19 protein-coding genes and 1 pseudogene are annotated in these 22,873 nt (G+C 60.7%); 3 read left to right on the top strand and 17 right to left on the bottom strand.

The annotated features are described in order from the left end of the window. Window positions 1–194: 194 nt before the first annotated feature. Complete coding sequence (locus tag QN084_RS03885) at window positions 195–1,046, top strand: SGNH/GDSL hydrolase family protein (protein WP_083261893.1); 852 nt, start codon at window positions 195–197, stop codon at window positions 1,044–1,046. 87 nt (window positions 1,047–1,133) lie between these two features. On the opposite strand, the gene QN084_RS03890 is transcribed toward QN084_RS03885, so the two are convergent. The 8 genes from QN084_RS03890 to uvrA form a co-directional block, all read right to left on the bottom strand. After that, window positions 1,134–2,843 (bottom strand): ABC transporter ATP-binding protein, encoded by a 1,710-nt coding sequence (locus QN084_RS03890; protein WP_069695201.1) that lies wholly within the window; start codon window positions 2,841–2,843, stop codon window positions 1,134–1,136. 10 nt (window positions 2,844–2,853) lie between these two features. Further along, a complete protein-coding gene (locus QN084_RS03895; protein WP_021471759.1) occupies window positions 2,854–3,798 on the bottom strand; it encodes an ABC transporter permease in 945 nt (314 codons plus the stop codon). Further along, window positions 3,791–4,717: an ABC transporter permease gene (locus QN084_RS03900; protein WP_021471758.1), complete on the bottom strand. Its 927-nt coding sequence runs from the start codon at window positions 4,715–4,717 to the stop codon at window positions 3,791–3,793. Before QN084_RS03900 ends, QN084_RS03895 begins: the two co-directional genes overlap by 8 nt. Window positions 4,718–4,842: 125 nt before the next feature. Beyond that, on the bottom strand, window positions 4,843–6,525 hold the full coding sequence (locus tag QN084_RS03905) for a peptide ABC transporter substrate-binding protein (RefSeq protein ID WP_021471757.1): 1,683 nt from the start codon (window positions 6,523–6,525) through the stop codon (window positions 4,843–4,845). Between the two features lie 351 nt (window positions 6,526–6,876). Then, the gene (locus QN084_RS03910) at window positions 6,877–7,212 is read right to left on the bottom strand and encodes a HepT-like ribonuclease domain-containing protein (protein ID WP_069695202.1); all 336 of its coding nucleotides are present in this window, start codon (window positions 7,210–7,212) and stop codon (window positions 6,877–6,879) included. After that, window positions 7,209–7,661, bottom strand: a complete 453-nt coding sequence (locus tag QN084_RS03915; RefSeq protein WP_310649508.1) for a helix-turn-helix domain-containing protein — start codon at window positions 7,659–7,661, stop codon at window positions 7,209–7,211. The genes QN084_RS03910 and QN084_RS03915 overlap by 4 nt, the downstream gene beginning before the upstream one ends. Before the next feature lie 81 nt (window positions 7,662–7,742). Beyond that, on the bottom strand, window positions 7,743–8,255 hold the full coding sequence (locus QN084_RS03920; RefSeq protein ID WP_021471754.1) for a DUF1877 family protein: 513 nt from the start codon (window positions 8,253–8,255) through the stop codon (window positions 7,743–7,745). A gap of 91 nt (window positions 8,256–8,346) precedes the next feature. Further along, complete coding sequence (gene uvrA / locus QN084_RS03925; protein ID WP_069695203.1) at window positions 8,347–10,947, bottom strand: excinuclease ABC subunit UvrA; 2,601 nt, start codon at window positions 10,945–10,947, stop codon at window positions 8,347–8,349. A 385-nt stretch (window positions 10,948–11,332) separates the two neighbouring features. On the opposite strand from uvrA, the gene QN084_RS03930 reads away from it, so the two are divergent. Next, complete coding sequence (locus QN084_RS03930; protein WP_069695204.1) at window positions 11,333–12,031, top strand: hypothetical protein; 699 nt, start codon at window positions 11,333–11,335, stop codon at window positions 12,029–12,031. 40 nt (window positions 12,032–12,071) lie between these two features. Here QN084_RS03930 and QN084_RS23985 read toward each other — a convergent pair whose 3' ends face one another. The 6 genes and pseudogenes from QN084_RS23985 to QN084_RS03955 form a co-directional block, all read right to left on the bottom strand. Next, a complete protein-coding gene (locus QN084_RS23985) occupies window positions 12,072–12,650 on the bottom strand; it encodes a GIY-YIG nuclease family protein (RefSeq protein ID WP_352231315.1) in 579 nt (192 codons plus the stop codon). Window positions 12,651–12,663: 13 nt separating this feature from the next. Beyond that, a pseudogene (locus tag QN084_RS03935) lies at window positions 12,664–13,639 on the bottom strand (IS481 family transposase). A 486-nt stretch (window positions 13,640–14,125) separates the two neighbouring features. Next, window positions 14,126–15,895 carry a hypothetical protein gene (locus QN084_RS03940; protein ID WP_139126837.1) on the bottom strand — a complete coding sequence of 590 codons (1,770 nt, stop codon included), beginning with the start codon at window positions 15,893–15,895 and terminating at the stop codon, window positions 14,126–14,128. A 322-nt stretch (window positions 15,896–16,217) separates the two neighbouring features. Then, window positions 16,218–16,892 carry a chymotrypsin family serine protease gene (locus tag QN084_RS03945; protein ID WP_069695730.1) on the bottom strand — a complete coding sequence of 225 codons (675 nt, stop codon included), beginning with the start codon at window positions 16,890–16,892 and terminating at the stop codon, window positions 16,218–16,220. Then, window positions 16,889–17,503, bottom strand: coding sequence for a hypothetical protein (locus tag QN084_RS03950; protein ID WP_139126838.1), 615 nt, complete (start codon window positions 17,501–17,503; stop codon window positions 16,889–16,891). Before QN084_RS03950 ends, QN084_RS03945 begins: the two co-directional genes overlap by 4 nt. A 139-nt stretch (window positions 17,504–17,642) precedes the next feature. Next, window positions 17,643–17,930: a hypothetical protein gene (locus QN084_RS03955; protein ID WP_139126839.1), complete on the bottom strand. Its 288-nt coding sequence runs from the start codon at window positions 17,928–17,930 to the stop codon at window positions 17,643–17,645. Between the two features lie 25 nt (window positions 17,931–17,955). On the opposite strand from QN084_RS03955, the gene QN084_RS03960 reads away from it, so the two are divergent. Continuing rightward, window positions 17,956–18,159, top strand: a complete 204-nt coding sequence (locus QN084_RS03960) for a hypothetical protein (RefSeq protein ID WP_139126840.1) — start codon at window positions 17,956–17,958, stop codon at window positions 18,157–18,159. A gap of 660 nt (window positions 18,160–18,819) precedes the next feature. Here QN084_RS03960 and QN084_RS03965 read toward each other — a convergent pair. The 3 genes from QN084_RS03965 to QN084_RS03975 form a co-directional block, all read right to left on the bottom strand. Continuing rightward, on the bottom strand, window positions 18,820–19,191 hold the full coding sequence (locus tag QN084_RS03965) for a restriction endonuclease subunit S (RefSeq protein ID WP_175430149.1): 372 nt from the start codon (window positions 19,189–19,191) through the stop codon (window positions 18,820–18,822). Beyond that, window positions 19,188–21,050 carry an HsdM family class I SAM-dependent methyltransferase gene (locus tag QN084_RS03970; protein WP_069695733.1) on the bottom strand — a complete coding sequence of 621 codons (1,863 nt, stop codon included), beginning with the start codon at window positions 21,048–21,050 and terminating at the stop codon, window positions 19,188–19,190. The genes QN084_RS03965 and QN084_RS03970 overlap by 4 nt, the downstream gene beginning before the upstream one ends. Before the next feature lie 497 nt (window positions 21,051–21,547). Next, window positions 21,548–22,843 carry an ATP-dependent nuclease gene (locus QN084_RS03975; protein ID WP_168529449.1) on the bottom strand — a complete coding sequence of 432 codons (1,296 nt, stop codon included), beginning with the start codon at window positions 22,841–22,843 and terminating at the stop codon, window positions 21,548–21,550. Window positions 22,844–22,873 lie beyond the last annotated feature (30 nt).

Below are 22,873 nucleotides of genomic sequence, written 5' to 3' on the forward strand. Positions count from 1 at the left end.
CCGGGACACAGGGCACCTATGGCTATTCTAAACGCACACGCATTAGAGGGCCTAAAAAGCAATACTTCAGGGGCCCGGATGTGCCCCTGCTCACGCCGCCGCAGCGTTTGCTAAATGTTCAATCAAGATGCTGGATTTTCTTCGCGCCGTGCCCCATGATGTCTGCAGGAACCAGTGCCCTTCGGAGAAAATCGATGCGAAAAGCTTCGGCCGTGTTCCGCATGCTCGCACCGTTGATCGCCGTAGGCGTTCTGGCGGCCGGCTGCGGAACAAGCCAGCCATCCCCTGCCGCCACCTCACGCTCAGCCGCGCCCGCAGCGGCAGCGACGGCCGCCGCGGAAAAACCCCGGAACGTAACTCCGGAATCCCCCGCTCCGAACCTGCCCGCAGGCTCCCTCTACAGGAACCCAGCGAACAACCGGAACGAAATCGTCCTGGCCGACGTCCGCCACACGGCTGTCCTCATTGGCGACTCCCAGTCCCAGCCCAAGGACTCGTGGCCACAACGCGGCATCGCTGCCCTCGGCTACAAGCTGTACGTGGCAGGGATGGGCGGCACCGGCTTCGTGGCCGCCAACGACAAGACCGGTAACTACATTGACGCCCTCCAGCGTGGTGACTGGGTGCTCCCCTACGGGAGCCCGCCGCTGATCGTCATCCAAGGCGGCGGCAATGACGCCGCCCAGAAAGCTACGGACGCGCAGATCGCTTCCAACGCCGAACGGCTCCTGGCGGTGCTGAAGAAGCGGTACCCCGGCTCGAGGATGGCCATGATCGGCACCCTGGCCAAAGGGGCTGCCAACGGCGGCGGACGGCGGACGGAAGTGGATGCCCTCCTCGGCAGGGTTGCTGCTAAGAACAACATTCCGTTCGTCAGCACCGGCGACTGGCTCACGCGCTACGACGCGGCGAAGGACCTGCAGGACAGCGTCCACATCAAACCGTCCGGCCACGAGAAGCTGGGCAAGGTCTTGGCGGGCCAGCTTGCTGCCCTCGGGCTGGCTCCGCGGCCGGACAGCGATGCCGCGCCGCAACCGACGTCGTAATTTGTCCCTTAAACGGCAAAGCCGGTGGTTCCCTTTCGGGGACCACCGGCTTTTGCGTTGCTCTACTGACCGGAAGTACGACGCCGGTTATGCCACCGCCGGGGGCAGCAGCAGCGAGCCGCCCGGGATCGCATCCAGCAGGGCCTGCGTGTAGGCCTGCTGCGGGTTGTCGAAGACGTCGTCGGTCCTTCCCGTCTCTACCAGCTTGCCCTTTTCCATGACGCAGACGTGATCGGCGATCTGGCGGACCACCGCGAGGTCGTGCGTGATGAACAGGTACGTCAGGCCGAGGTTGTCCTGAAGTTCAGCGAGGAGATTGAGCACCTGCGCCTGGACCAGGACGTCCAGTGCGGAAACAGCCTCGTCACAGATGATGACCTCGGGATCCAAGGCCAGGGCACGCGCGATCGCAATACGCTGGCGCTGGCCGCCGGAGAGCTCGTTCGGGTAACGCTGCATGGTGGTCTGCGGCAAGGCGACCTGGTCCAGCAGCTCCCGGACCTTCTTCTCGCGGCTTGCCGCATTGCCGATCTTGTGGACGCGCAGCGGCTCCTCGATGGTCCGGTAGATGTTGTACATCGGATCCAGCGAACCGTAGGGGTCCTGGAAGATCGGCTGCACGCGGCGCCGGAACTTGAACAGCTCCTTGCCCTTCAACCCCGCTGTATCAACACCATCGAAGAGAATCTGCCCGTCCGTGGGGCTCTCCAACTGCAGGACCATCTTGGCCACAGTGGACTTGCCCGAACCGGACTCGCCCACGATCGCCGTGGTGGTGCCGCGCTTGACGTTGAAGCTCACTCCGTCCACGGCTGCGAAGTCCGACGCCTTGCCCAACCCTTGGCGCAGCTTGTAGACCTTGCGGAGGTCCTTGATCTGCAGGACGTCGTCCGCAGCCTTTTCCTTGGCAGCATCCGTCGGCGCCAGCAGATCCTCGGCCTCGACCCCCTGCTCCTTGGCAACCTGAATGCGGCGGGAGGCCAGGGACGGCGCCGACTCAACAAGGCGGCGCGTGTAGGGGTGCTGCGGGTTCCGGAGCAGTTCCAGCGAAGGACCCGCTTCCACCACGTTGCCCTGGTACATGACCACTACTTTGTCCGCGCGCTCGGCAGCCAGGCCAAGGTCGTGCGTAATGAGCAGCACAGACGTGCCAAGCTCCGCCGTCATGGTTTCCAGGTGGTCCAGAATCTTGCGCTGGACCGTTACGTCCAACGCGGACGTGGGCTCGTCGGCGATCAGGAGCTTGGGCTGGCAGCTCAAGCCGATGGCGATCAGCGCACGCTGGCGCATACCGCCGGAGAACTCGTGCGGGTACTGCTTTGCACGGCGGGCAGCGTCCGGCAGGCCGGCTTCGGCCAACGCCCGTGCAACGTCATCCGGACCATCCGGACGTCCGTTCGCTTTGAGCGTCTCGCGGACCTGGTACCCGATCTTCCAGACGGGGTTCAGGTTGGACATCGGATCCTGCGGAACCATGCCGATGTGGCTGCCACGCAACTCGATCATCCGCTTTTCCGACGCGTGGGCAATGTCCTCCCCCTCCAGGAGGATCTGCCCACCGGAGACGCGGCCGTTGTTCGGCAACAGGCCAATGGCGGCAAGCGCCGTCGTCGATTTGCCTGAACCGGACTCCCCCACAATGGCGACTGTCTCGCCCGGCATGATGGTCAGGTGGGCGTTCTTGACCGCCTTCACCTCACCGGACCCGGTCTTGAACGTGATGGCAAGATCCTTGATCTCAAGGAGCGGCTGTGCCGGGGCCGTTGCTTCATCAATGCTGATGTTGGCAGAAGTCATGATGGCCTCCTTAGCGCTGTCGGCTCTTGGGATCAAGAGCATCGCGGACGGCGTCGCCAAGCATAATGAAGCTCAGGACGGTGATGGACAAGGCCGCAGCCGGGTACAACAGGATGCCCGGGTTGGTGCGGATGGAGGCGTTGGCTGCCGAGATGTCGTTACCCCACGACATGACACTCGTGGGAAGACCGACACCCAGGAAGGACAACGTGGCTTCAAGGACGATGAAGACGCCGAGCTCAAGGGTGGCCAGGACGATCACCGGCGCCAGGGCGTTGGGAAGTGCGTGCTTGACCAGCGCGCCGAACTTGGAAACACCCAAAGACCGGGCAGCAGTCACGAAGTCCGCATTGCGTACCTCGATGACGGCACCGCGGGTGATGCGGGCCATCTGCGGCCAGGCCAGCAGGGATATCGTGAGGACCACCGTCCACACACTCCGGTTCTCGCGGAACAGCGGCAGCTGGGTGATGACCAGCGCACCAAGGATGATCGGCAGTGCGAAGAAAATATCGCCGAGGCGGGCCAGCACGGCATCCAACCAGCCACCGTAGTAGCCGGCAAGGGCGCCCAGCGTAACGCCGATGATGATGACGCAAAGCACGGACAGGATGCCCACGGACAAGGAAGCCTGCGTTCCGTGGATCACGCGTGAGTAGACGTCGCAACCTTGCAGCGTGAAGCCCAAGGGATGTCCCGCCGTCGGGCCGCCCTCGGAGTTGGCCAGCTGGCAGTCGTTGTTCGGTTCAACGTTGGTGAACAGGCCCGGGAAGAGCGCCACGACCACCAACAGCAGGATGAGCAACGCCGAGATGATGAACATCGGACGCCTGCGCAGCTTGCGCCACGCATCGGCCCACAGGCTGAGGGGTGCCTGTTCCGTCTTGACGGTGTCGGTGGCCAGCAGCGGAGTTTCCTCCACCGGGGCTACGAAGTGTTCGGTATTACTACTCATAACGGATCCTCGGATCGAGCCAGGCGTACAGGAGGTCAACCAGGAGGTTGGTCACCACAAACACAAGGACCAGGACGCTGACGATGGCCACAATGGTGGGACCTTCGCTGCGCTGGATTGCTTGGAACAGCTTGTTGCCCACGCCGGGGACGTTGAAAATGCCTTCGGTGACGATCGCGCCGCCCATGAGGCCGCCGAGGTTCGCACCCAGGTAGGTCACCACGGGGATCAGGGAGTTCCGCAGGATGTGCGCCATGACCACGCGCGGACGCGAGAGGCCCTTGGCAGTGGCAGTGCGGACGTAGTCGGCGTTCATGTTCTCACTGACGGATGCCCGGGTGAGGCGCAGCACGTAGGCAAAGGAGACGAGCCCCAGTACGACTGCAGGCAGGATCAGGTTGCCCCAGTCCGCGTTGGCGCCGACCGTTGGTTTCGCCCATCCCAGCTGGACACCAAAAACCAACTGGAAGACGAAGCCGAGCACGAACGTCGGGACAGCGATCACGATGAGGGATGCCACCAGGACGGTGGAGTCGAACAGCTTGCCTTTGCGGAGACCGGCGAAGACACCGAAGGCGATGCCGAAGACGGCCTGGATGATCAGGGCTTCAATGGCCAGCATGGCAGTGACCGGGAAAGCCCGGCCCAATGCTGCCGCGATGGGCTGCTGCGTGAAGTCAACGCCGAGGTTGAAGGTGAAGAGGTTCTTCAGGAAGATTCCGTACTGGACCCAGAACGGCTGGTCCAGGTTGTACTGCGCGCGGAGTGCGTCGATGACGCTCTGCGGCGGCTGGCGTTCGCCGAAGAGGGCCGCGATGGGATCACCGGGCAGCGCGAACACCATGTAGTAGACAAGGAGCGTGGTTCCCAGGAAGACGGGAATCACCTGGAGGAGCCTACGCAGAATGTAGCGGACCACGGTTCACCCCCCTTTCTCTGGACGGGTGTTGGTGTGTCATGTTTGCCTTCCTGCCGAGGCAAGCAATTGGGGCCCGGCGCCATGGCCGGGCCCCAATGCCTCACGGCAAGTTCAGATCCTGAGGATTACTTGGCCTCGATGTTGTAGTAGAGGATGCCGCCGTTCCAGCCAGTCTCAGCTGATACGACGTTGTTGCTCCACACGATCGGACGGTTCAGGTACCACAGCGGCAGGCCGGGGAGGTCCTGGAACAGGATCTCCTGTGCCTGGTTGAACTTGGCGTTTGCTTCTTCAGGAGTCTTGGCACCCAGGCCCTCCTTGAGGAGCTTGTCGAACTCGGGGTTCGAGTACTTCTCGTAGTTGGAGGAAGCGTTGGTTGCCCAGACCGGGCCGAGGAAGTTGTAGAGCGACGGGTAGTCGCCCTGCCAGCCGGCGCGGGTCAGACCCGGCAGGGACTGGGACTTGCGCAGGTCCAGGACTTCAGCGAACTTCGCGAAGGGCTGGATTTCAGCTTCGATGCCGAGGTTGTTCTTGAAACCGTTGGCTACGGCGTCGATCCATTCCTTGTTGCCACCATCGGTGTTGGAAGCGATCTGGAGCGGCTTGGAGGAATCGTACGGCTGGATCTTCTCAGCCTCTGCCCACAGATCCTTGGCCTTCTGGACATCGAACTTCAGGACATCGTTGCCCTTGATGGAATCGGAATATCCGTCAAGCACCGGAGCGGTGTACTCGGTTGCCGGGGTGCGGGTGCCGTTGAAGATCACCTTGGTGATCTCGTCGCGGTTGATCGCGTGGGACAGCGCCTGGCGGCGCAGCTTGCCGGCTTCGCCCTGGAAGTTCTTGTTGTAACCCGGGATGTTCAGCGTGGAGTTGTTGGCCACCGGCTTGGTGGAGTTACGGTCCTGGAAGTCCGTGGTGTAGGTCTTCAGGGCGTTGGACGGCAGGACGTCGGTGACGTCGAGGTTGTCAGCCTGCAGGTCCGTGTATGCCGGGCCCGGATCCGTGTAGAACTTGAAGGTCACGCCACCGTTCTTGGCAGCACGCGGACCGGTGTAGTCAGGGTTCTTGACCAGGGAGATGGACTGGTCGTGTACCCAGGCACCTTCCTTCTCGAACTTGTACGGGCCGTTGCCGACCGGGTTCTCGCCGAACTTCTTCGGGTCCTTCAGGGCTTCGGAGGGAAGCGGGTAGAAGGCGGAGTAACCCAAGCGGAGGGACCAGTCAGCTTCCGGCTGGGAGAGCTTGACCGTGATGGTCTGGTCATCCTTGGCAGCGAGGCCGGACATGGTCTGTGCGGTCGGAGCCGGGGTGGAGGTCTTCTTGCCGTCAGCGCCGGTGGTCTCGTTGACCGCGCTGACATCGGCGTAGCCCTCGATGGATTCGAAGAAGAAGCCGTTGTTCTGGAGGTTGGTGCTCAGCGCAGCAAAGTTCCAGGAGTCAACGAAGGTCTTGGCCGTGATGGCTTCCCCGTTGGTGAATTTGGCGCCGGACTTGACCTTGATGGTCCAGTTCTGGGAATCCGTGGTTTCAATGGATTCTGCCAGTGCGTTGACCGGCTTGCCGCTGGGGTCGTACGCGCGCAGGCCCTCAAAGAGGAGCTCGACGACGCGGCCACCGTACACCTCATTGGTGTTTGCGGGGAGCAGCGGGTTCTGCGGTTCGTTGCTGTATGCGGTGATGACCTTGTTGGGATCACTCGCGGCAGAGCTGTCCGTGTTGCTGCCGGAGCCGCCGCCGCAACCGGTTACGGCGAGAGCGACGATCGCCGCAATGCCTAGAGCTTTGGAAGTGCGCGAGAAACGCATTCCGCCTCCTATGAGTCGTGGAGTTGGGCAGGGAGAAACCAGGTTCTCCCCAGGCGCGGGCACAGATTCCTACTGTGACGTTGCCTACATGTGAGTGTAAGCCTACCCACATTGCGTCCAGATGTTGGAACAAACCAACCAAACTGTAACCTTTCCGCAACCTCTACTTGCCTAATTTGCCAAGGATTTCAAGTCAAAGACTACCCGGTGGTAACATTCGCTGTCTGACAGCAGGACAGGGGTGATTTTGGACATAAAGAAGCCCCGGTCCAGCTAACGAATCAACCGGACCGGGGCTTGCTCTGCCCACTCCCCCCGCAGCGTCGCTAGGACGTCAGGGATTCAGGAACGTCAGTATTCGATTGATTCGATGTATCTGACTATCACAGGAAGATCTGAAGCCAAGGTGTCCCATACCGCCTCGTAGTCGGTGCCTTCATAATGGTGTGCCAGCCGGTCTCTCATCCTTTTGATCAAGTACCAGGGCACATCTGGATGTTCGCTCGTAGTAGCGGAGCTTAGCCGGGCGACGTTCTCCCCTATTTTGATAACCAGCGACTCTGCTGCCAGCCCCGGAACATTGTCGGGATCTCCGACATACCAATCGTGGCCACGGTTTACCAGATCGGCACCAATCCCGCAGAGCCTAACGATCTCCCTCAAGGCAGCGACGTCCCGTTCAGTCATACCGCGATTGCCGTGGTCAGAATCTCATGGTCCGGGCGCAGTCCCCCGTCGGTGACAACGTCCACCCCAACGCCCAATAACTCACTTGCAGCTGCAGCAAAGGCAGCTATGGTCAAGAGCCCTACCCCAGGCGACCGTGTGACGAGGACATCGAGATCACTGCCGGGGCGGTCAGTGCCACGGGCTGCTGAGCCAAAGACACGGACGTTGCTTAGCCCGTATCGAGATGCCAAATCGGCCAATTCATGGCGATGATTCGCAAGTGCATCATGCGGCAGGGGCTGAGCAGCCGCCCGCAACCTTTGCAGCATGGAAGCCGAAGCCCTGCGTCGGCCCGTTTCATATGCAGCTATGTTGGGTTGAGCTACACCGGAGCGTAGAGCGAGCTCAGCTTGGCTAAGCCCTGCTGCTTCCCGAAGCTCACGCACCACGTTGCCCATGTCCTTCATAATATCGCTTGATATGCCCAGTGTCTCCGGTGACCCGGCGCCACGGTAATCCCCGCAACCAACATTGCCCGGGCGGTGTTCTTACCCGATCAGGTACACCATGCCTCGTCCTTCGTCAGCGAGGGCCCGCACGAAAGTCCGGGCCCGTCGAAGATAGGGAATGGCATACTCAGCGTCGGAGTCCGAAAGGGCGCAGGAAGTGGTGGTGCCCTGCACCCTCATCGTGTCCTCCGAGATGGTTTCCAGGTCTTCTGCAATGGCTACCATTTCGGCTGGGGTCAGGGCTCGGATCCATGACTCCCACCCGTCGTGGTGCATAGTCACTTCACCTTCGAACATCCGGAAAGCGGGTCGGGCGTCCCTACCCTCTGCTGAGGGCCCCGTCAGCCACTGCAACTGCCGCCAGGCCTTGTCCAGGTAAAGCATGTCCCGTTCAGGCGTTGATTGCTTGAAGGTCGGATAGCCTATGGTGGCACCCGGTTCCATACCCCAAGCGTCGGCCAACGGATCTCTCGAAACGAAGCCCAAGGGGTCCATTAGCACCTGTTCCGTGTTCTCGCTGTCGAATGCGTACGCGTAGTATCTGATTCCCATTCAGCAAGTATCACGACAGTTTTGGGCTCTCAGGGCGGCCAAGCTGCCGTATGTGAATAACGCGGATACCATGCCTCACTTGTATGTCTTTTCAGGGTTGGCCCCGCAGTGCCGCTGCCAAATACGGCGCCGTCCGGCTCTCAGCGGAGCGCGCCACCTCAACCGGCGTTCCGGTGGCGATGATCCGGCCGCCGGCGTCGCCTCCCGCGGGGCCCAGGTCGATCACCCAGTCAGCGCCGGCCACCACATCCATGTCGTGTTCGACCACGATCACTGTGTTGCCGGCATCGACCAGCCGGTGCAGCTGCGCCATCAGAAGCTGGACATCTGAGGGGTGCAATCCTGTGGTGGGCTCATCCAGCACATAGAGGGTGTGGCCACGCTGGGCCCGCTGCAGTTCGGTAGCGAGCTTGATGCGCTGGGCCTCTCCACCGGAGAGTTCGGTGGCGGGCTGGCCCAATCTCAGGTAGCCCAAACCTACCTCGCGCAGGGTCTGGAGGCTGCGCGCGGCGGCAGGCACGTCTGCAAGGAACTTTGCGGCGGCGTCCACCGTCATGGCGAGGACCTCGGCGATGTTTTTGCCGCGGTAACTGACTTCCAGCGTTTCCGGCTTGTACCGCGTGCCGTGGCACTCCGGGCAGGGCCCGTAGCTTCCGGGCAGGAACAGCAGTTCAACGGCCACGAACCCTTCGCCCTGACAGGTCTCACAGCGGCCTCCGGCCACGTTGAAGGAAAACCGTCCGGCGTCGAAGCCGCGGGCGCGGGCTTCGTCCGTGGCGGCGAATTCCTTCCGAACGGCGTCGAAGAGTCCCGTATACGTCGCGAGGTTGGAGCGCGGAGTACGGCCGATCGGTTTCTGGTCCACCTTTACAAGCCGGTCCAACTGCCCCAGCCCCGAGACGCATTTTCCTGTCAGCGCTTCGGCGGGGTTCCCGGCCTCAGTGCCGTGCTCCTCCGACGCCGGTTCCCCAAGAGCATCGGCGTCCGGACGCAATTGAGCACCCACCATCCCGGCCAGAACCTGGCTGACCAGGGTCGACTTGCCTGAGCCGGACACGCCGGTCACCGCGGTCAGCACCCCCAGCGGAAAGTCGGCGTCGAGTTTGCGCAGGTTATGCCGGCTGATGTCCCGGAGTTCCAGCCAACCAACCGGTTCCCGGCGGGTACCTCTGCTGCGGGCAAAATCTGCGACCGAACCGCCGTCGACCGTTCCATCGGAACCATTCGGGAACAAGAAGGGCCTCGTCACGGATTCGGGGACCTCGTCGAGGCCGGCTACCGGGCCGCTGTAGAGCACCTCGCCTCCTCCTTCACCGGCGCGCGGACCCACATCCACCAACCAGTCCGCGCGGCTTACCAGATCCATGTTGTGCTCCACCACGAACACGGAATTGCCTGATGACTTGAGTCGGTCCAGGACCGCGAGCAAGGGTTCGGCGTCGGCGGGGTGGAGACCGGCGGAGGGCTCGTCAAGCACGTAGATCACACCGAATAACCCGGAGCGGAGCTGGGTGGCAATCCTGAGGCGCTGCATCTCTCCCGGGGAGAGCGTGGGCGTGGAACGGCCCAAGGCAAGGTAACCCAGCCCCAAATCCAACAGCACAGTGATCCGCATCAACAGGTCCCGGGTGATGGCGACAGCCACCTCACTGCCTTCGCCTGAAGACTGCTTGCGGGAAGCGGTACCGGCTGCCGTCAGTTCCGTGGTGGGCCGGATTACCTCCGCCAGCTCGGTCATGGACAAGGCGTTCAGCTCGGCGATGGTCTTTCCGGCAAAATTAACAGCCAAGGCTTCCGCCCTGAGCCCGCTGCCGGCACAGCGCGGGCACGGTCCCGTCTGCATGAAGCGCAGCACGCGGTCGCGCATGGCGGAGCTTTTGGAGTCTGCCAAAGTGTGCAGCACGTAGCTCCGGGCGCTCCAGAACCGGCCCTTGTACGGCTTGGCGACACGGTCGCGTTGCGGCGTCACCTCCACCACCGGCTGCTCTTCCGTGAAAAGGATCCAGTCACGGTCCTTCTTGGGTAGCTTCCGCCACGGGGTTTCGATGTCGTAGCCGAGGTGGGCCAGGATATCGCGCAGGTTCTTGCCCTGCCATGCGCCGGGCCAGGCGGCAATGGCGCCCTCGCGAATGCTGAGGGAAGGGTCAGGGACAAGGGAGTTTTCACTGACGGTGTGCGCGACGCCCAAGCCATGGCATTCCGGGCAGGCACCTGCCGCGGTGTTCGGGGAGAAGGCATCCGAGTCCAGCTGACCGGAACCTTCCGGGTAGCTGCCGGCGCGCGAGAAAAGCATGCGCAGCGAGTTGGACAGCGTAGTGACAGTGCCAACCGTGGACCGGGCCGTAGCTGTACCGCGGCGCTGCTGAAGCGCGACGGCGGGCGGCAGGCCCGTGATCTGCTCCACCTTTGGGTTGTGCCCCTGCTGGATGAGCCGGCGTGCGTACGGCGCGACAGATTCGAAGTACCGGCGCTGGGCTTCGGCATAGATGGTACCGAAGGCCAACGACGACTTCCCTGAGCCTGACACGCCGGTAAACGCCACGATGGCGTCGCGAGGCACGTCAACGTCCACGTTGCGCAGGTTGTTTTCCCGGGCGCCACGAACCTGGACAAAGCCATCTCCGGAGTGGTCGGGATCCAGTGTGGACAAGGTCAGCGCAGGCAGATCGGAAGCATACTGTTCACTAGTCATCGATCCGACTCTATCGGTGGCCGTGAGTCAATGCCGACCCGGCTGGTCAGCCGGGTCGGCATCCTCGATGGCAGTGAGCAGGCAGGGGCTTAGACGTTGAAGCGGAACTCCACCACGTTCCGATGTCAAATAACCTCTCGCATATTGGCTGTCGTTTTCACGATCACCTCAGCGGAAACGGCCGACCTGCCTATGGTTCAAGAGCTTAGCGAGAAGACACTCTCGATGGGTGAGTGCCTGCCGCAGCACCTCACATTAGTGGTGGCAGCTCGTCGTCCCAGTGACGCCGGTCAGCGGTGCGCCGCGCCGCAGATACAGTGATGACATGCGCGGGAGAAGATCGAAGAAACGCCGACGGGCACAGCATGCGCGTCCCGCGTACCTGGTGAACGCCGACTTCGCCCTTCGTTCGGCGGATGCTGTTCTCGCGGTTGATCTCAGTGAAGTGCCCCTGTCCCGTGTCAATCAGTTTGCGGTCGGCTGGATGCGTGCAGCCTTCGAACAGAGCCGGGTCATCGCCATGCTTACGAAAGGGGAGATGGGGCACGCCACCGCTCCCAACCGGCGCGCGTTCTGGGAACTGGCTGTGCGGTTGCTCTGGTTCGCGGGCATAGCTCGATCAGAACGTGAGAAGGCCGCAGACGCGATGCTGGCCCATGGGCGTTCGACGGAAAAGACGACACACACCCATATGCAATCGATGGGCATCACCTCTGATATCGACATCGCCGCGATGGAGGAATTCGTCCTGGACGCCTCAAATGAGAAGGCCATGCGAGAACAGGTGAAGAATCTAACTGAAGCCGTCATGGCCACGGAACAAAACCTCGGGGTGATTTACCGCCTGTGGCGTGAGGACTCGACTTGGGCACACGCTACGGCGTTCTTGGCGGGTCGCTATGCGCCGGCTGAGGGCGATGTCACGATGGGCGTGGGCAAGCCTCCTCATATCGACCGCGACTTGGAGGCGCATCGTCTCGCCACCATGGCCATTGTGTTTTCCGCCGGATGTATTCTCGCTGACGAGGGGGTCCCGAGCGGGTTGGCCAGCGCTGCCACACTGGCCTTCTACAATGAGCACTAGCTCGGATCCAGAATCCACGGGCCAGTTTGGCATCGAAGACTCATACGCTTCCGTGGGCAATACGGGCAGTGCTACGCGCCATGGTTCTACGGTCCTTCAACTCCTGTGAGAACGCGTCCGTCCTTCCATCGATATTGAGGGCCAATGGCGCGTGCGCGAGCAGCTCGTCCTCGAAAACCCACGGCGTCGGGTTCTCCACCCAGGTGAGTCGAGCGTTGGTGTTGATCCACCGGGTCAATCGGGCTTCGCCATCCTCCCCCCAGTTCAAGCGCCCTTTGTGTAGGCCAAGAGAGAGGCCTAGTTCCTCGGCTAGTAGGACGCCGAGGGTCAGCCGCAACGTAGACCGAGAAGCCTCTCCTCTTGAATGAGTCCTTAGGCGGGAGCGAAGCCGACTAGCACTTTCTTTCCCGTTGGTGCTGGGCCTTTTTGGGGCAATGCCGACATACATGAGCTCAAAACCGTCGGTATGTGCATATGGCGCGTCCGGTACCGGCAGGCTCCCAGGTGTAAACAGCCAACCGTAGATGCCCTTCTCCCGACGCGCCTTATTCATGTCCGTTGGGCAGTGGATTGACTGGGGATGCAAAATCCGGTCCGCGGTGGGCGAGAAGTCGTACATGGCGCCATGGTACCTAGTTGTAATTCCCACTGAGGTTGTGAACGCGGCTGATGGGGGTTTTGCCTCCGATGCCGGTATGGGTTCGGTGATGATTGTAATGGTGGAGCCATGCCGGGTAGGTGGCGGCGCGCTCGGTTTCTGAGGTGTAGGGGCGGGCGTAGGCCCATTCGGTGGCGAGGGTGCGGTTGAAGCGTTCCACCTTGCCGTTGGTTTGGGGTCGGTAGGGGCGGGTGCGCCGGTGTTTGAGGTGCGGTCCCAGGGCTGCTGCGAAGGTCCGGGAGCGGTAGCAGGACCCGTTGTCCGTGAGCACCGCTTTGACGGTGATGCCGTGGGCGGCGAAGAATGCGGCGGCTCGCAGCCAGAAGGCGGCGGCCGTCCTTCTTTTCGTCGTTGAGGATTTCGGAGTACGCGAGCCGGGTGTGGTCATCGACGGCATGATGCAGGTAGGCATAACCGGTCCCGGCACGGCGGTTCCGCTGCCCCTTGGCGCGTCCGAGGGCGCGGTGTCCGCCGCCGTCGGGGATGCGCCCAAGCTTCTTGATGTCCACGTGGATCAGGTCTCCGGGGTTCTCGTGCTCGTAGCGCTGCGGTGCAGGTGTGCGAACGGGCAGACCGGTGCCCTGATCCAGGCAGGCCAGCCGGGGCATCCGGTACCGGGTCAGGACCTTGCCGACGGTGGAGCGGGCCAAGCCCAGGTGGGCCGCTATCCGGTGCGGTCCCCACCGCCGATTGAACCTCAACCCCACAATGCGGCGTTCGGTGCGTACGGGGGTGCGTTTCGGGCTCCGCCGCGGGCGGGAGGACGCGTCAGCCATGCCGTCCTCACCACGGACCCTGTAGCGGTCCACCCACTTCTTGGCCGTCGCTGGTGAGCATTGAAAACGTTCCGCGGCCCGGCGCAACGTCCAGCCCTCCTCAACGACCAAACGGGCCAGCTTCGCCCTGGCCTTAGGTGTCAGATCGGCGTTGGCATGGGTAACGTAGGACAACGAGAGCCTCCTGGCGTCGAGATGAGTGTGGTAACCCAAATCGATACCGGAGGCTTTCGCCTTTTACATCACGCCACGCTGTTCACAACCTCCATGGGAACTACACCTAGTGGAACGTCTTGGTCATGGAACCGGATCGCTGGATCTGCCGTTGTCGAGAGCACCGGGCCTAACGTCAGGAGACTGGTGCTTCGCAGGTCCTGCCTACGTCTTTGGTATCTCTACTCGAAACTCATGCCCGGCCGAGCAGAGGTATAGCCCGAACTGGCTAGCATGCGAAGGCTGTTCCGCCGGCAGCTGCCCTTGTTCGCCCCCAGCACCGTAGGACCGCATTCGTGGCTCATAGCTGTGTGGTTCCGTAATAGCTTCGCAAGTGGGACAAGGCCGGGCATCATTCATGAGCCTAGACGGCTGCACCGCAAAGCGCCAATGAACGACTGCACTTCTCACCTATAGTCAATGAACAACGATTCTGACGAGAGATGCCTACGCCCGGCTTTGCTGGACCCAACCCCGCCAACCAAGCCCGTCGTTGTATTTGATGTTCGTGAACGGGGCACCAGATGCATCGAGTCGAACTGCTTCGAGCGCGAAGTGATTGTCGAGTTCCACACATGTAATTCTGACTATTCCGCCCGGGAAAGGGTTGTAGGTGTAACCCGAACCCATCATGATGTACGTGCCCGCGGCATCAATCTCGTCGATGGTCGGGGGCGCCTTGCGGACTGCGTCGCTCAACGGTTTGCCATTGGCCAGGATCCAGTTGTGCGGAATTGCACTATGGGGCGTTTCAGGTGTCAATATCCCTTTGGCGCGCTGCCCATTGTACCCATCGGAGTGCGTCACGGAGATGTTGTTCTCCTTTGCACCACCAAAGTAGTCAATACCCAGCGCATACGCCTGCTGCCCCAGGCCCACTCCGGCCTGTGGACCCGCAGTCCGCGATGTGATGGAGAGATTGTTGTACTTGGACTTACCCTTCAACCTCACTCCGGGATGGTCTCCCGGCGCAGGTTTGGGTGAAGAAGGACCACTATTCCACGCAGCGTCGTTTGCATAATTGTTGGGAACCGGGCCCCATCCATCAGGATTGGAGATCGCGGCCGTGTCCGCGATCATATTGTTCGCGATCGAAGAGAGCTGCCCGTTGACACTCTCTGCGTCCTGGAGCCAAAAGCCTTCACCACCACAGTTCTGAGCTTCAGCCGACGAGAATTCGCAGCAGCCATTGACGATCTTGTAACCAATCGACGCTCGACGCATCTTTACCGCACCGCCGCCGACCTGCCACCGATCAAGTACCTGGCCGCACCAAAAGGCTTTGGTGTTGGTGAATCGGGTCGAACCGCTCTGCTGCAGAAATCCGTCGTACTCGGAATTGGCAACGGTCACTTCACTGAGATAGGTGTCGTAACCTGCGGTGAAACCGTTCCCGCCGGCATTCATGGAGACGGCGTTGCGAAAACGAATCTCGCCGCCGACCTTGTTCGTCATGGCCGCACTGCCATAAGGGTTCACCACGAAGATGTTCTCGAAGTTGGAGTACGTATCGCCATAAGGGCCTGCATTGGGCGCCGTGTAGTCGGGGACGAGCAGTATGCCGTGGGAGTTGTACTGCCAGTTGTCAGGGTTTGCCGGGTGGCGGTCACTCGAAAGATCGACTCCTGGTCCCGAAAACTTCAGCGCGTCCGGGAAAGTCTGGCCCCAACGATTGCCGTTGATTCTCAAGTCCCGAACATCGTGATAGTTGGTTTTCGGCTTATTCACGAAGACAGAACAATTCGCGCCGTCGATCAGCATGAAGGTCGTCTTGTTCCACCCCAATCCCCATATGGCAACTTCGGTCAACATGACGATGGGCTTCTTCACGCCGTAGCCCACAAGTTGATTTGTATCGCCCTCGAAAATGGCAATACCCCCACCCAGAGTCGCTATCTGCTGGAGAAACGCATTGATCTCGTCAGACTGGTCAACTGCCTCGGTGTCGGGCGCGCCGATCGCCTGGACGTTCGGCTTACCTTCCTTGCCCGCGCTGTACCTTCGGATCGTAGGATCGGTGGGACTTACAGGCAAGTTCACCAACGGCATGGTCGCCCGGGGGAAGATTCCATAATCCGACGCGTAGTAGACCCGCTTGGCATTCTTCGTCACAGCTGTCGCCGCTGCCGCTGGCGTAGTGCCCGCAAAAGCTGCGCCTGCTGCCAGCGCGAGCCCACCGCCGGCCATCAAAGCCCGTCGACCAATTGTCAATTCCACTGTCTCTCCTCTTCCCGGCAATATGAACAGACGGAAACCTTCTCCTTGAGAGCCTGGGATCCACCGCGCTTAGTTGCCCACCGGCTACTACCCAGTGGTTCCTCTGCCCAAATTACCCTCACGCTGAAACAGAAGAGGACGACTCCGTGACAATAACACCCGAAGCAATCCACAAGTACCAAACAATTGCTGTGCAATTCGGTTCCGACGGGGGCCCATGGCGCTGTGAGAAAAGAAAATACGCCGCTGCATCAAGCTCTACCTCGCATGCCGCATCCATCAGTTACAAAAGTAGCCATCAGCTTGAGGCGCGGAGCGTGAACTACCAGGTCACCAGGTCCATGCCCGCGCTGTTGGCAATCGTGCGCGTTGACGTGAACCAAACGTACCGACTGCAGTAGTTCGCCCCACCGTCCCTAACGCTGCCGCAATTGCCGTAGTTATAGAGGGGGCCGGCGACGGCCTGGATCATGCCGGCAGCGCCGACGCTGCCATTGCCGTACGGTACAAGTACGGGCCCACCGCTATCCCCCTGGATTGCCGCGCGCTGACCGTCCACTGTCTGGTAGCCCTCGATTTGAGAGGCGTAGCCGTACCCATCATTCCATCGAAAATTCGTGTACAAGACACTGATATTGCAATGCACGCCAGAGTTTCCGCCGCTTGTGCAGACCCAGTCGCCCAATGAGAGATCGTGGAAGCCGGCAACGGGTTTGGAATAGCCTGCCGAGTTGTTCCACGCGCCGTCAAACATCCATTTGCTTCCGCCCTCGGACAGCATGGCGGCCTGGCCGTCGGGAGTATCCCACCACTGCATTCCGGCTGAGGATCCGGTATTGTCGCGGGCAGTCCACCAGCCACTTCCTTCACAGTGGCGGGCCGTATTGGTCCACACGCCCGGTCCCGTCCTGGCTTTCAGCGCAAAACCGGTTGTGCAAGCTGTTTGGTTGCTGTTGAGTATGTAGGCACCTGCGTTGAAGGGATTGTAGTCATTCATGCGAGTGGCGGGACGGGACTGGACTCCATCAATGACTTGGATAGGCAACTTGGTAATGTCGCGTGCCAGGTTCTCCACAGCAACCCGCTCAGGTGACGCCAGCAGGCCGTTTTCATTCTTGAGGGCGTATCCGCGATTGCTATTTCACCGGCATCATCGCCAACGCCTCCTATGGAAGCTATCTTGAATCCCAGCGGTTCAAAGGCCTTGTCATTCTTGATGAGGGCTTCAGCCGCTGCATCGATCTCAGGGACCGAGTAGGGACGCTCGGAGAACGTCACCATGATGCCTCGCTTCCGCCCTTCGTTGGCGACGGTTTCGCGAAGCGGAGATAGGCCCTTCCACAAGGCTTTGACGGAAAGGCTTTCTGCGTCGTTGACCTGTTCAACGTAACCAGCGTCGTAGATCCCAGGGACCTGCGTGATCCAGTATTTGAATTCAGAGAGCTTTTTCTGCTTTTCCAAAAAGTCGACTCCGACGTTCTTGGAGTATTCCTCGATGGCGTCTTCGCCCGGAGGTGTGACCGGGGCATCCGACGCAGCCACCGCGGGGCTGACAATACCGAGCATCAAGAGGAACGTACCTGCTGCAATACGTAGTGCTTTCTTCAATGAATCCCCCGTCATGATAGTGGGCCGATGCAGTATCGGCCCATGTTTGATGAATCGTTCTACGACAAAGTGAATGGGTCCGGCCGCGAGATTATGCGCGAGCCGCGTAGTGCGCTCTAATTCCAGAGCCAGGAACGGTTCAGACCGCGCCGAAAGCCAAGGAATCCTGGCCTCTCGTCCACGTCAACGCACCGTTCGTGTAGTTGAGTTGAACGCCATCCTGAAGGAAGTTGAGGGCCCAGGTCTGCTGTTCACCTTTTGCAGGGTCAACGCATCCGGATGCGCCGACTGCGAGCTTCCCGGAGAGTGTCATGTTTGAGCCGTCAATAGTGACGGCCGTGTTCACGGGTCCACACGGAAGAACAGCCGTCAGGTAGGTTTCCTGGCCAACTCGATCCAACTCCACCGTCACTTGCCCGCCGCTCACCCATGAAATGGGTTGGCCAGCAGCCGTGCCAGCTGCACTTTTGAACTTCCCGCAAGGTGCATCGGGCAAAAATTTCGCGCACTCGCTTGAGGGCGACGCCGACAAGGACGGCTCGGAACCTGCGGCCGGCGTTCCTCCCGTACCGCACGACGACACAGTCATTGCTGCCAGCGCGACGACAGCAATGCTCACGAGCGATCGCAGCTTCCTCATAAATCCCCCAAGCTAAATGATTCGAGTGGAAGCTAATGTCCATTGGGTAAACGCGGGACCACAAGCCTCCTCAAGCCCTCCAAAGGTTAGGCTTGTACCGTTCTCGGAGCATAAGGTCATTCTAAAAACTACGCAAGCATTTCTCGATGAGATTCTTTTACTGAAATTCAAAGGATGCTGATGATCATCACTTTACGCTGATAGCTCCCGAGAATTGCTCGACGCGAATCAGCGCTCTACTGTTTCCAGGTCAGTAAATCTGCTTCAGGAACGGTGCATTTCGCATGGTCGCTCTGAACAACTAGACCCATGCGTGGGATCGCCTCGATAGTTTTGTGAGGCGTCCGTAGGGGGCTGCGGATAACCGTGCCTCAAGGAGACCCTTGGGCGACTGGCGAGCTGTAAACTTGATTGACGCTGCTCGGGCAACCCCAATGACCGGGTAGCGTCCTTGCGTCTGCAGAACGTAGACCCTCTCCAGACAAGGAACCCAGTTTGAATGCCGACGAAATCTTCAAGATGCTCTCGCCACTCTTCGGCGCCCTCATTGGTGGTGGCGTAACTTTGTTTGCCACCCACAACACGTTCAAGCGGACCAACAAGGCGACCCAGGCTACTGAGATCCGTAAACTGTCCCGCGACTCAGCAATTGAAATCAGCTCACAGCTGGCCATCGCTACCGGTATTGGCCGCCGGCACCGCGTCCGTAGGAGAACTTGTGGCGGTTCTCCCAAATGCACCTGCACCACCAGAGCTTCTCGACCGTGGTCATGGTCGGGTCCTTGGCCGTCAGGATCATGACATCCCGGCCGCACACGAACGGCTCTGGCTGCACGAAGGACGACAGCACCCCATTGCCCCCAAGCGCCACGGTGATCTCCCCAGGGGCTCCGGGAGTCGCCGTGGTCAGGACTCGCGCCGTGATTCCGTTGTTGCCCATGGCCCGAGAAGCGAAGTTCACGCCGTCAGGGGCCGCGACCCTCTGCAACGCGTTCAGCTCGAGCGAGTGCCCGTACCGAAGATCGAAGACCTCTTCGAGACGCTTCACTCGTCGTCACTCTCGCCAGGGTCGACTTCGCCCCGAAGCACGAAGAGGGCGTGGTCGAGCAAAACCTTCTCCAAGTGCGAGCGCTCGAGGCGCGAGTAGTCAGTTTCCATGTACGCTTCGGCAACCCACTCGGCGTCGGAACCGACCTTCTGCATCACAGCCTGGCCGGGGTGGACCTCGCGGTTGCGGTACATCTCGATCCAACGGTCGCGCACGTCCGGCCAGGTGTGGTTCCGGTCCACTCGACCGAGGTTCTTGACCTTGATGAAGGTGTCGTCGCGCCAGTAGCCGAACCAGGTCTTCCGGTCCGACTTCCCGTGAGGAACGCCAGCAGTGAACACCATGATGCAGGTGATGACGCCAACCGGGTAGAACACCTCCGGCGGCATCGACATGACCGCCTCAAGCGTGTGCTTCTTCAGCAGGTTCTTCTTGTGGGTGCTCGACGCTGTAGCGCATGAGACGGGCACGATCGCGATGCCGGTCCCGCCTTTTTCCAGGCTATCGAGCATCTGCTCGACGAATCGCAGCTCGTGCAGGTCCTCCTTCGACTTCGCGTAGGGCGGGTTGACCATGCCGATGTTGGCCTTATGCGCCTTCGCGCCCTTGGTGATCGCGGTGTCGAAGCACGAGCCCTGGTACAGGTTCGCCTTGCCGTCACCGCGCAGGATCATGTTTGACGCGCCGAGGGCGTACATGCTCGGGTTCTGCTCGATGCCGATCAGGCGATTCTGCTTGATGTCGGTGACCTCGGCCTCGGTCGTGGCCGTCTTGATCATCTGGACCATCGACGAGATCAGGAAGCCGCCAGTGCCGGCGCAGATGTCGAGGACCTTGTCGTCCTTGCTGACGTTGGCGATCAGGCCGAACAGCTCGGTGATGTGACGAGGCGTCAGGACAATGCCGAGGCCCTTGCCGTCGCCGCCGGTGTACTTCAGGAACTCGCCGTAGAACGCGCCGACGACGTCGAAGTCGTGGTAGATCGTCAGGAACGGCATCACCTTCTCGGCGAGCATCGTTACGATCTCATTCAGCAGGCCCTTGGGGTAGCCCTTGGTCGGCTTGCGCAGCTCGGGATGCACTTGGATGCCGGTGAACGGCTGAGTCATGTTCTCGAGCTTCGCGACCGGCAGCTTCGCCTCGCGAATGACCCGCTTGATCGACTGGATCCAGAACTCCGGGAGCTCGCTCGCGGGGTACGAGTCGTATGTCTTCGCGAAGATCTGGTCCTTGAGCGCGATCAGCGTCCCGGCGACCGCAAGCGGCTTCTCTTTCTCCTCGAGCTCAGCCTCGTCGCGCATGAACTCGTGCATCTCCATGGAGAAGGCGATGAGGTCGCGCTCGCGCTGGCGCTGGACACGCGGGTCGAACGACGCGCCGGCGATCAGGTCGCTCAGGCCGATCATGGCGGTGACCGGCGCACCGGTACGCGAGACGAGGTCCTGTTCCTGAGACGAACCCTTCGGCGTGACGAAGAACGACCACTCGTTCGCCTGAGGCGTGCCGGACACAGCGATCGAGATGACCGTGTAGGCGGGCGACAGATACCTGGCGTAGTGGAGGACGCCGTCGACGGCGAAGTCCCTCGGCAGATCGCGATTCGCGGATTCGTGCTGCTTGACATCGGCCTTGCACTCGATCAACACCACCATGTCCGGCGTGCCGGGGGCAGTGACGATGAACTCGGGATAGCCGGCGGCCTTGCCCTTGCCGGTCTTCGACGCTCTCGAGAGGCCCTTTCGGATGTCCTGAACGACCGATTGCTGCTTCTCGACTACCGTCTCGTCTGGGTCATCGTAGTAGCCCAGGTCGCGGAGGTGTGCCTCGACCAAGTCTTCCGTTATGCGCTCGTTAGCCACAGTGCTTCACTTCTTTTTCTGCCGGGAGGAAGTCACGCCGTGACGGAACTCCCCCGCTCACTGTTCCCCATCCAGGTGCGCCCGCAACTCGCCCACTAGTCGAGCACTTGCGTGGTTTGACAACGACTCGTTGCCCGGAAGGTGCCTTTTCTCGCGCAAACGCTTTTCAGTCTGCGTAAGCAACAACTTTCCGTACAGCACTTCTTCGTTCGGGTCAGCGCCATCTGGCCAAATCTCGTCGGTCCGAGGGGCACCCCCATCGAGATAAGTCCTATTCACTGTCCGGCGCTTATCACGGTGCTTCTTGCGCAGTTCAGGAAGCCATGCCCCGATCACCTCATTGCGGATGGTCGCTGCATCCGGCTCCGCGAGCCCTGTCACGGAGGCAATGTGCTCCACAGTTGCGTGGTAAGCCTCCGTATCGCACAGGGTTGGACAGAATACTTCGATGTCCCGGTCAGTGAACACCTTGGACCACTCGGCCAGCTCAGAGTCGGTCAGAAAGTCGCGATCTCGATGAATGATGACCCGGGGGTCTCCACCATCAGTTCCGCCATCTCACGAAAAGCTTCTGCAGCAAAGACATTGTTGAAAGACGCAACTTTCACGTCACTATCCGTACAACCGGCTTGCTTCAGTGCGAGTTGCAACGCCCATGGATCCTCATCTTCAGTGCAAAGGATAACTCGACTTGATAAGTCCAGCTGATCGAGCGCACCGAGGTCCATAAGCAACGCCGTCAGTTCCTTCTGGCTATCCGACTCGACCTTCCCGTCCTTCATCCACACGACCTTCACGCTATCCGACGCACCGGTGATCAGGTGACGGCTATGCGTGCTGACTATGACTTTGCATTCAAACTCTTTGGCCACGCGCTCGAGGGCAGCACCCAGCGCCTTCTGACGGGATGGATGCAGATGGCTATCAGGCTCGTCGACGAGGAGGAGAGCCGGCTTGAAGAGAAGAACGTAGGCAAAGATTTGCGTGACCTGCAAAATACCGGTGCCCCAGAGATCCACAGGCAAATGGTCCTTCGGAGCCACCTCCCCGGTCGCAAGGCGAACGTCGACATAGAGGTCACGGTCGGGGTCAAACTCTACTCGAAATGACACGGGGGCCTTCAACACCGATTCAAGAAGGCGCTGAAGCTCCTCTAGCAACGAGCGCTCAGCCAGCAGCCGAATGGTGTTGCGGAACACCAAGTTGGCGTCACCACTGGCGGCCTTCCGGAACACCGCCGCATAGCCGCTCATTTCCTCGCGATGCGGCACCCCGGCCAACCCCGGAACGTAGACGCTAAAAAGCTTCTTGGGATCGCTGACGACCTGACCGAACCCGGCCGATGTTCCCGACCGATCGACGCCCACGTTATTGTGGTTTCGAGCCTTGTACATCTCAATTCGATACTCGGAGCCCACAGAGCTGTCAGCGGCAACTCCTTCGAAGTCGACCACGCCGCGTTGGCCCAGGCTTCGGTTTCCGTAGGGGGCTCCATGCCCAAGCAGAGAAAACTCCGCTACTGGAGAGTAGCGAAGACTCGCTTCAGCCACTACTCGCTGGCCGAGTTCCACCGAAGCCTGTGCACAGCTAACAGCGGTGTGAATTGCTTGAAGAACGCTGCTCTTGCCGGAGTTGTTTCCGCCCACAAGATAGGTGATAGGGCCAAGCTCGATACGGGTGTCTTCAATTTTTTTGAAGTTTCGAATCCGGACAGCATCAATTCGAAGTCGCGAAGACGTTGGCTTCGACGGTTCGCCAGAAGCGTTTGCAGCTTCGATCTCTTCGAGGATCATTTCAAGATCGGCTACTCCAAGGTCACGCTC

Origin of the sequence: Paenarthrobacter sp. R1 (assembly GCF_030264015.1) — a bacterium.
Taxonomy (GTDB): Bacteria; Actinomycetota; Actinomycetes; order Actinomycetales; family Micrococcaceae; genus Arthrobacter; species Arthrobacter ureafaciens.

Excerpts from the sequence above, each read along its gene's own strand:
- uvrA (WP_069695203.1), bottom strand. The coding sequence starts at position 10,947 with ATGACTAGTGAACAGTATGCTTCCGATCTGCCTGCGCTGACCTTGTCC.
- QN084_RS03895 (WP_021471759.1), bottom strand. The coding sequence starts at position 3,798 with ATGAGTAGTAATACCGAACACTTCGTAGCCCCGGTGGAGGAAACTCCG.
- QN084_RS03945 (WP_069695730.1), bottom strand. The coding sequence starts at position 16,892 with ATGAATGACTACAATCCCTTCAACGCAGGTGCCTACATACTCAACAGC.
- QN084_RS03920 (WP_021471754.1), bottom strand. The coding sequence starts at position 8,255 with ATGGGAATCAGATACTACGCGTACGCATTCGACAGCGAGAACACGGAA.
- QN084_RS03910 (WP_069695202.1), bottom strand. The coding sequence starts at position 7,212 with ATGACTGAACGGGACGTCGCTGCCTTGAGGGAGATCGTTAGGCTCTGC.
- QN084_RS23985 (WP_352231315.1), bottom strand. The coding sequence starts at position 12,650 with ATGTACGACTTCTCGCCCACCGCGGACCGGATTTTGCATCCCCAGTCA.
- QN084_RS03885 (WP_083261893.1), top strand. The coding sequence starts at position 195 with ATGCGAAAAGCTTCGGCCGTGTTCCGCATGCTCGCACCGTTGATCGCC.
- QN084_RS03975 (WP_168529449.1), bottom strand. The coding sequence starts at position 22,843 with ATGATCCTCGAAGAGATCGAAGCTGCAAACGCTTCTGGCGAACCGTCG.
- QN084_RS03915 (WP_310649508.1), bottom strand. The coding sequence starts at position 7,661 with ATGAAGGACATGGGCAACGTGGTGCGTGAGCTTCGGGAAGCAGCAGGG.
- QN084_RS03905 (WP_021471757.1), bottom strand. The coding sequence starts at position 6,525 with ATGCGTTTCTCGCGCACTTCCAAAGCTCTAGGCATTGCGGCGATCGTC.
- QN084_RS03890 (WP_069695201.1), bottom strand. The coding sequence starts at position 2,843 with ATGACTTCTGCCAACATCAGCATTGATGAAGCAACGGCCCCGGCACAG.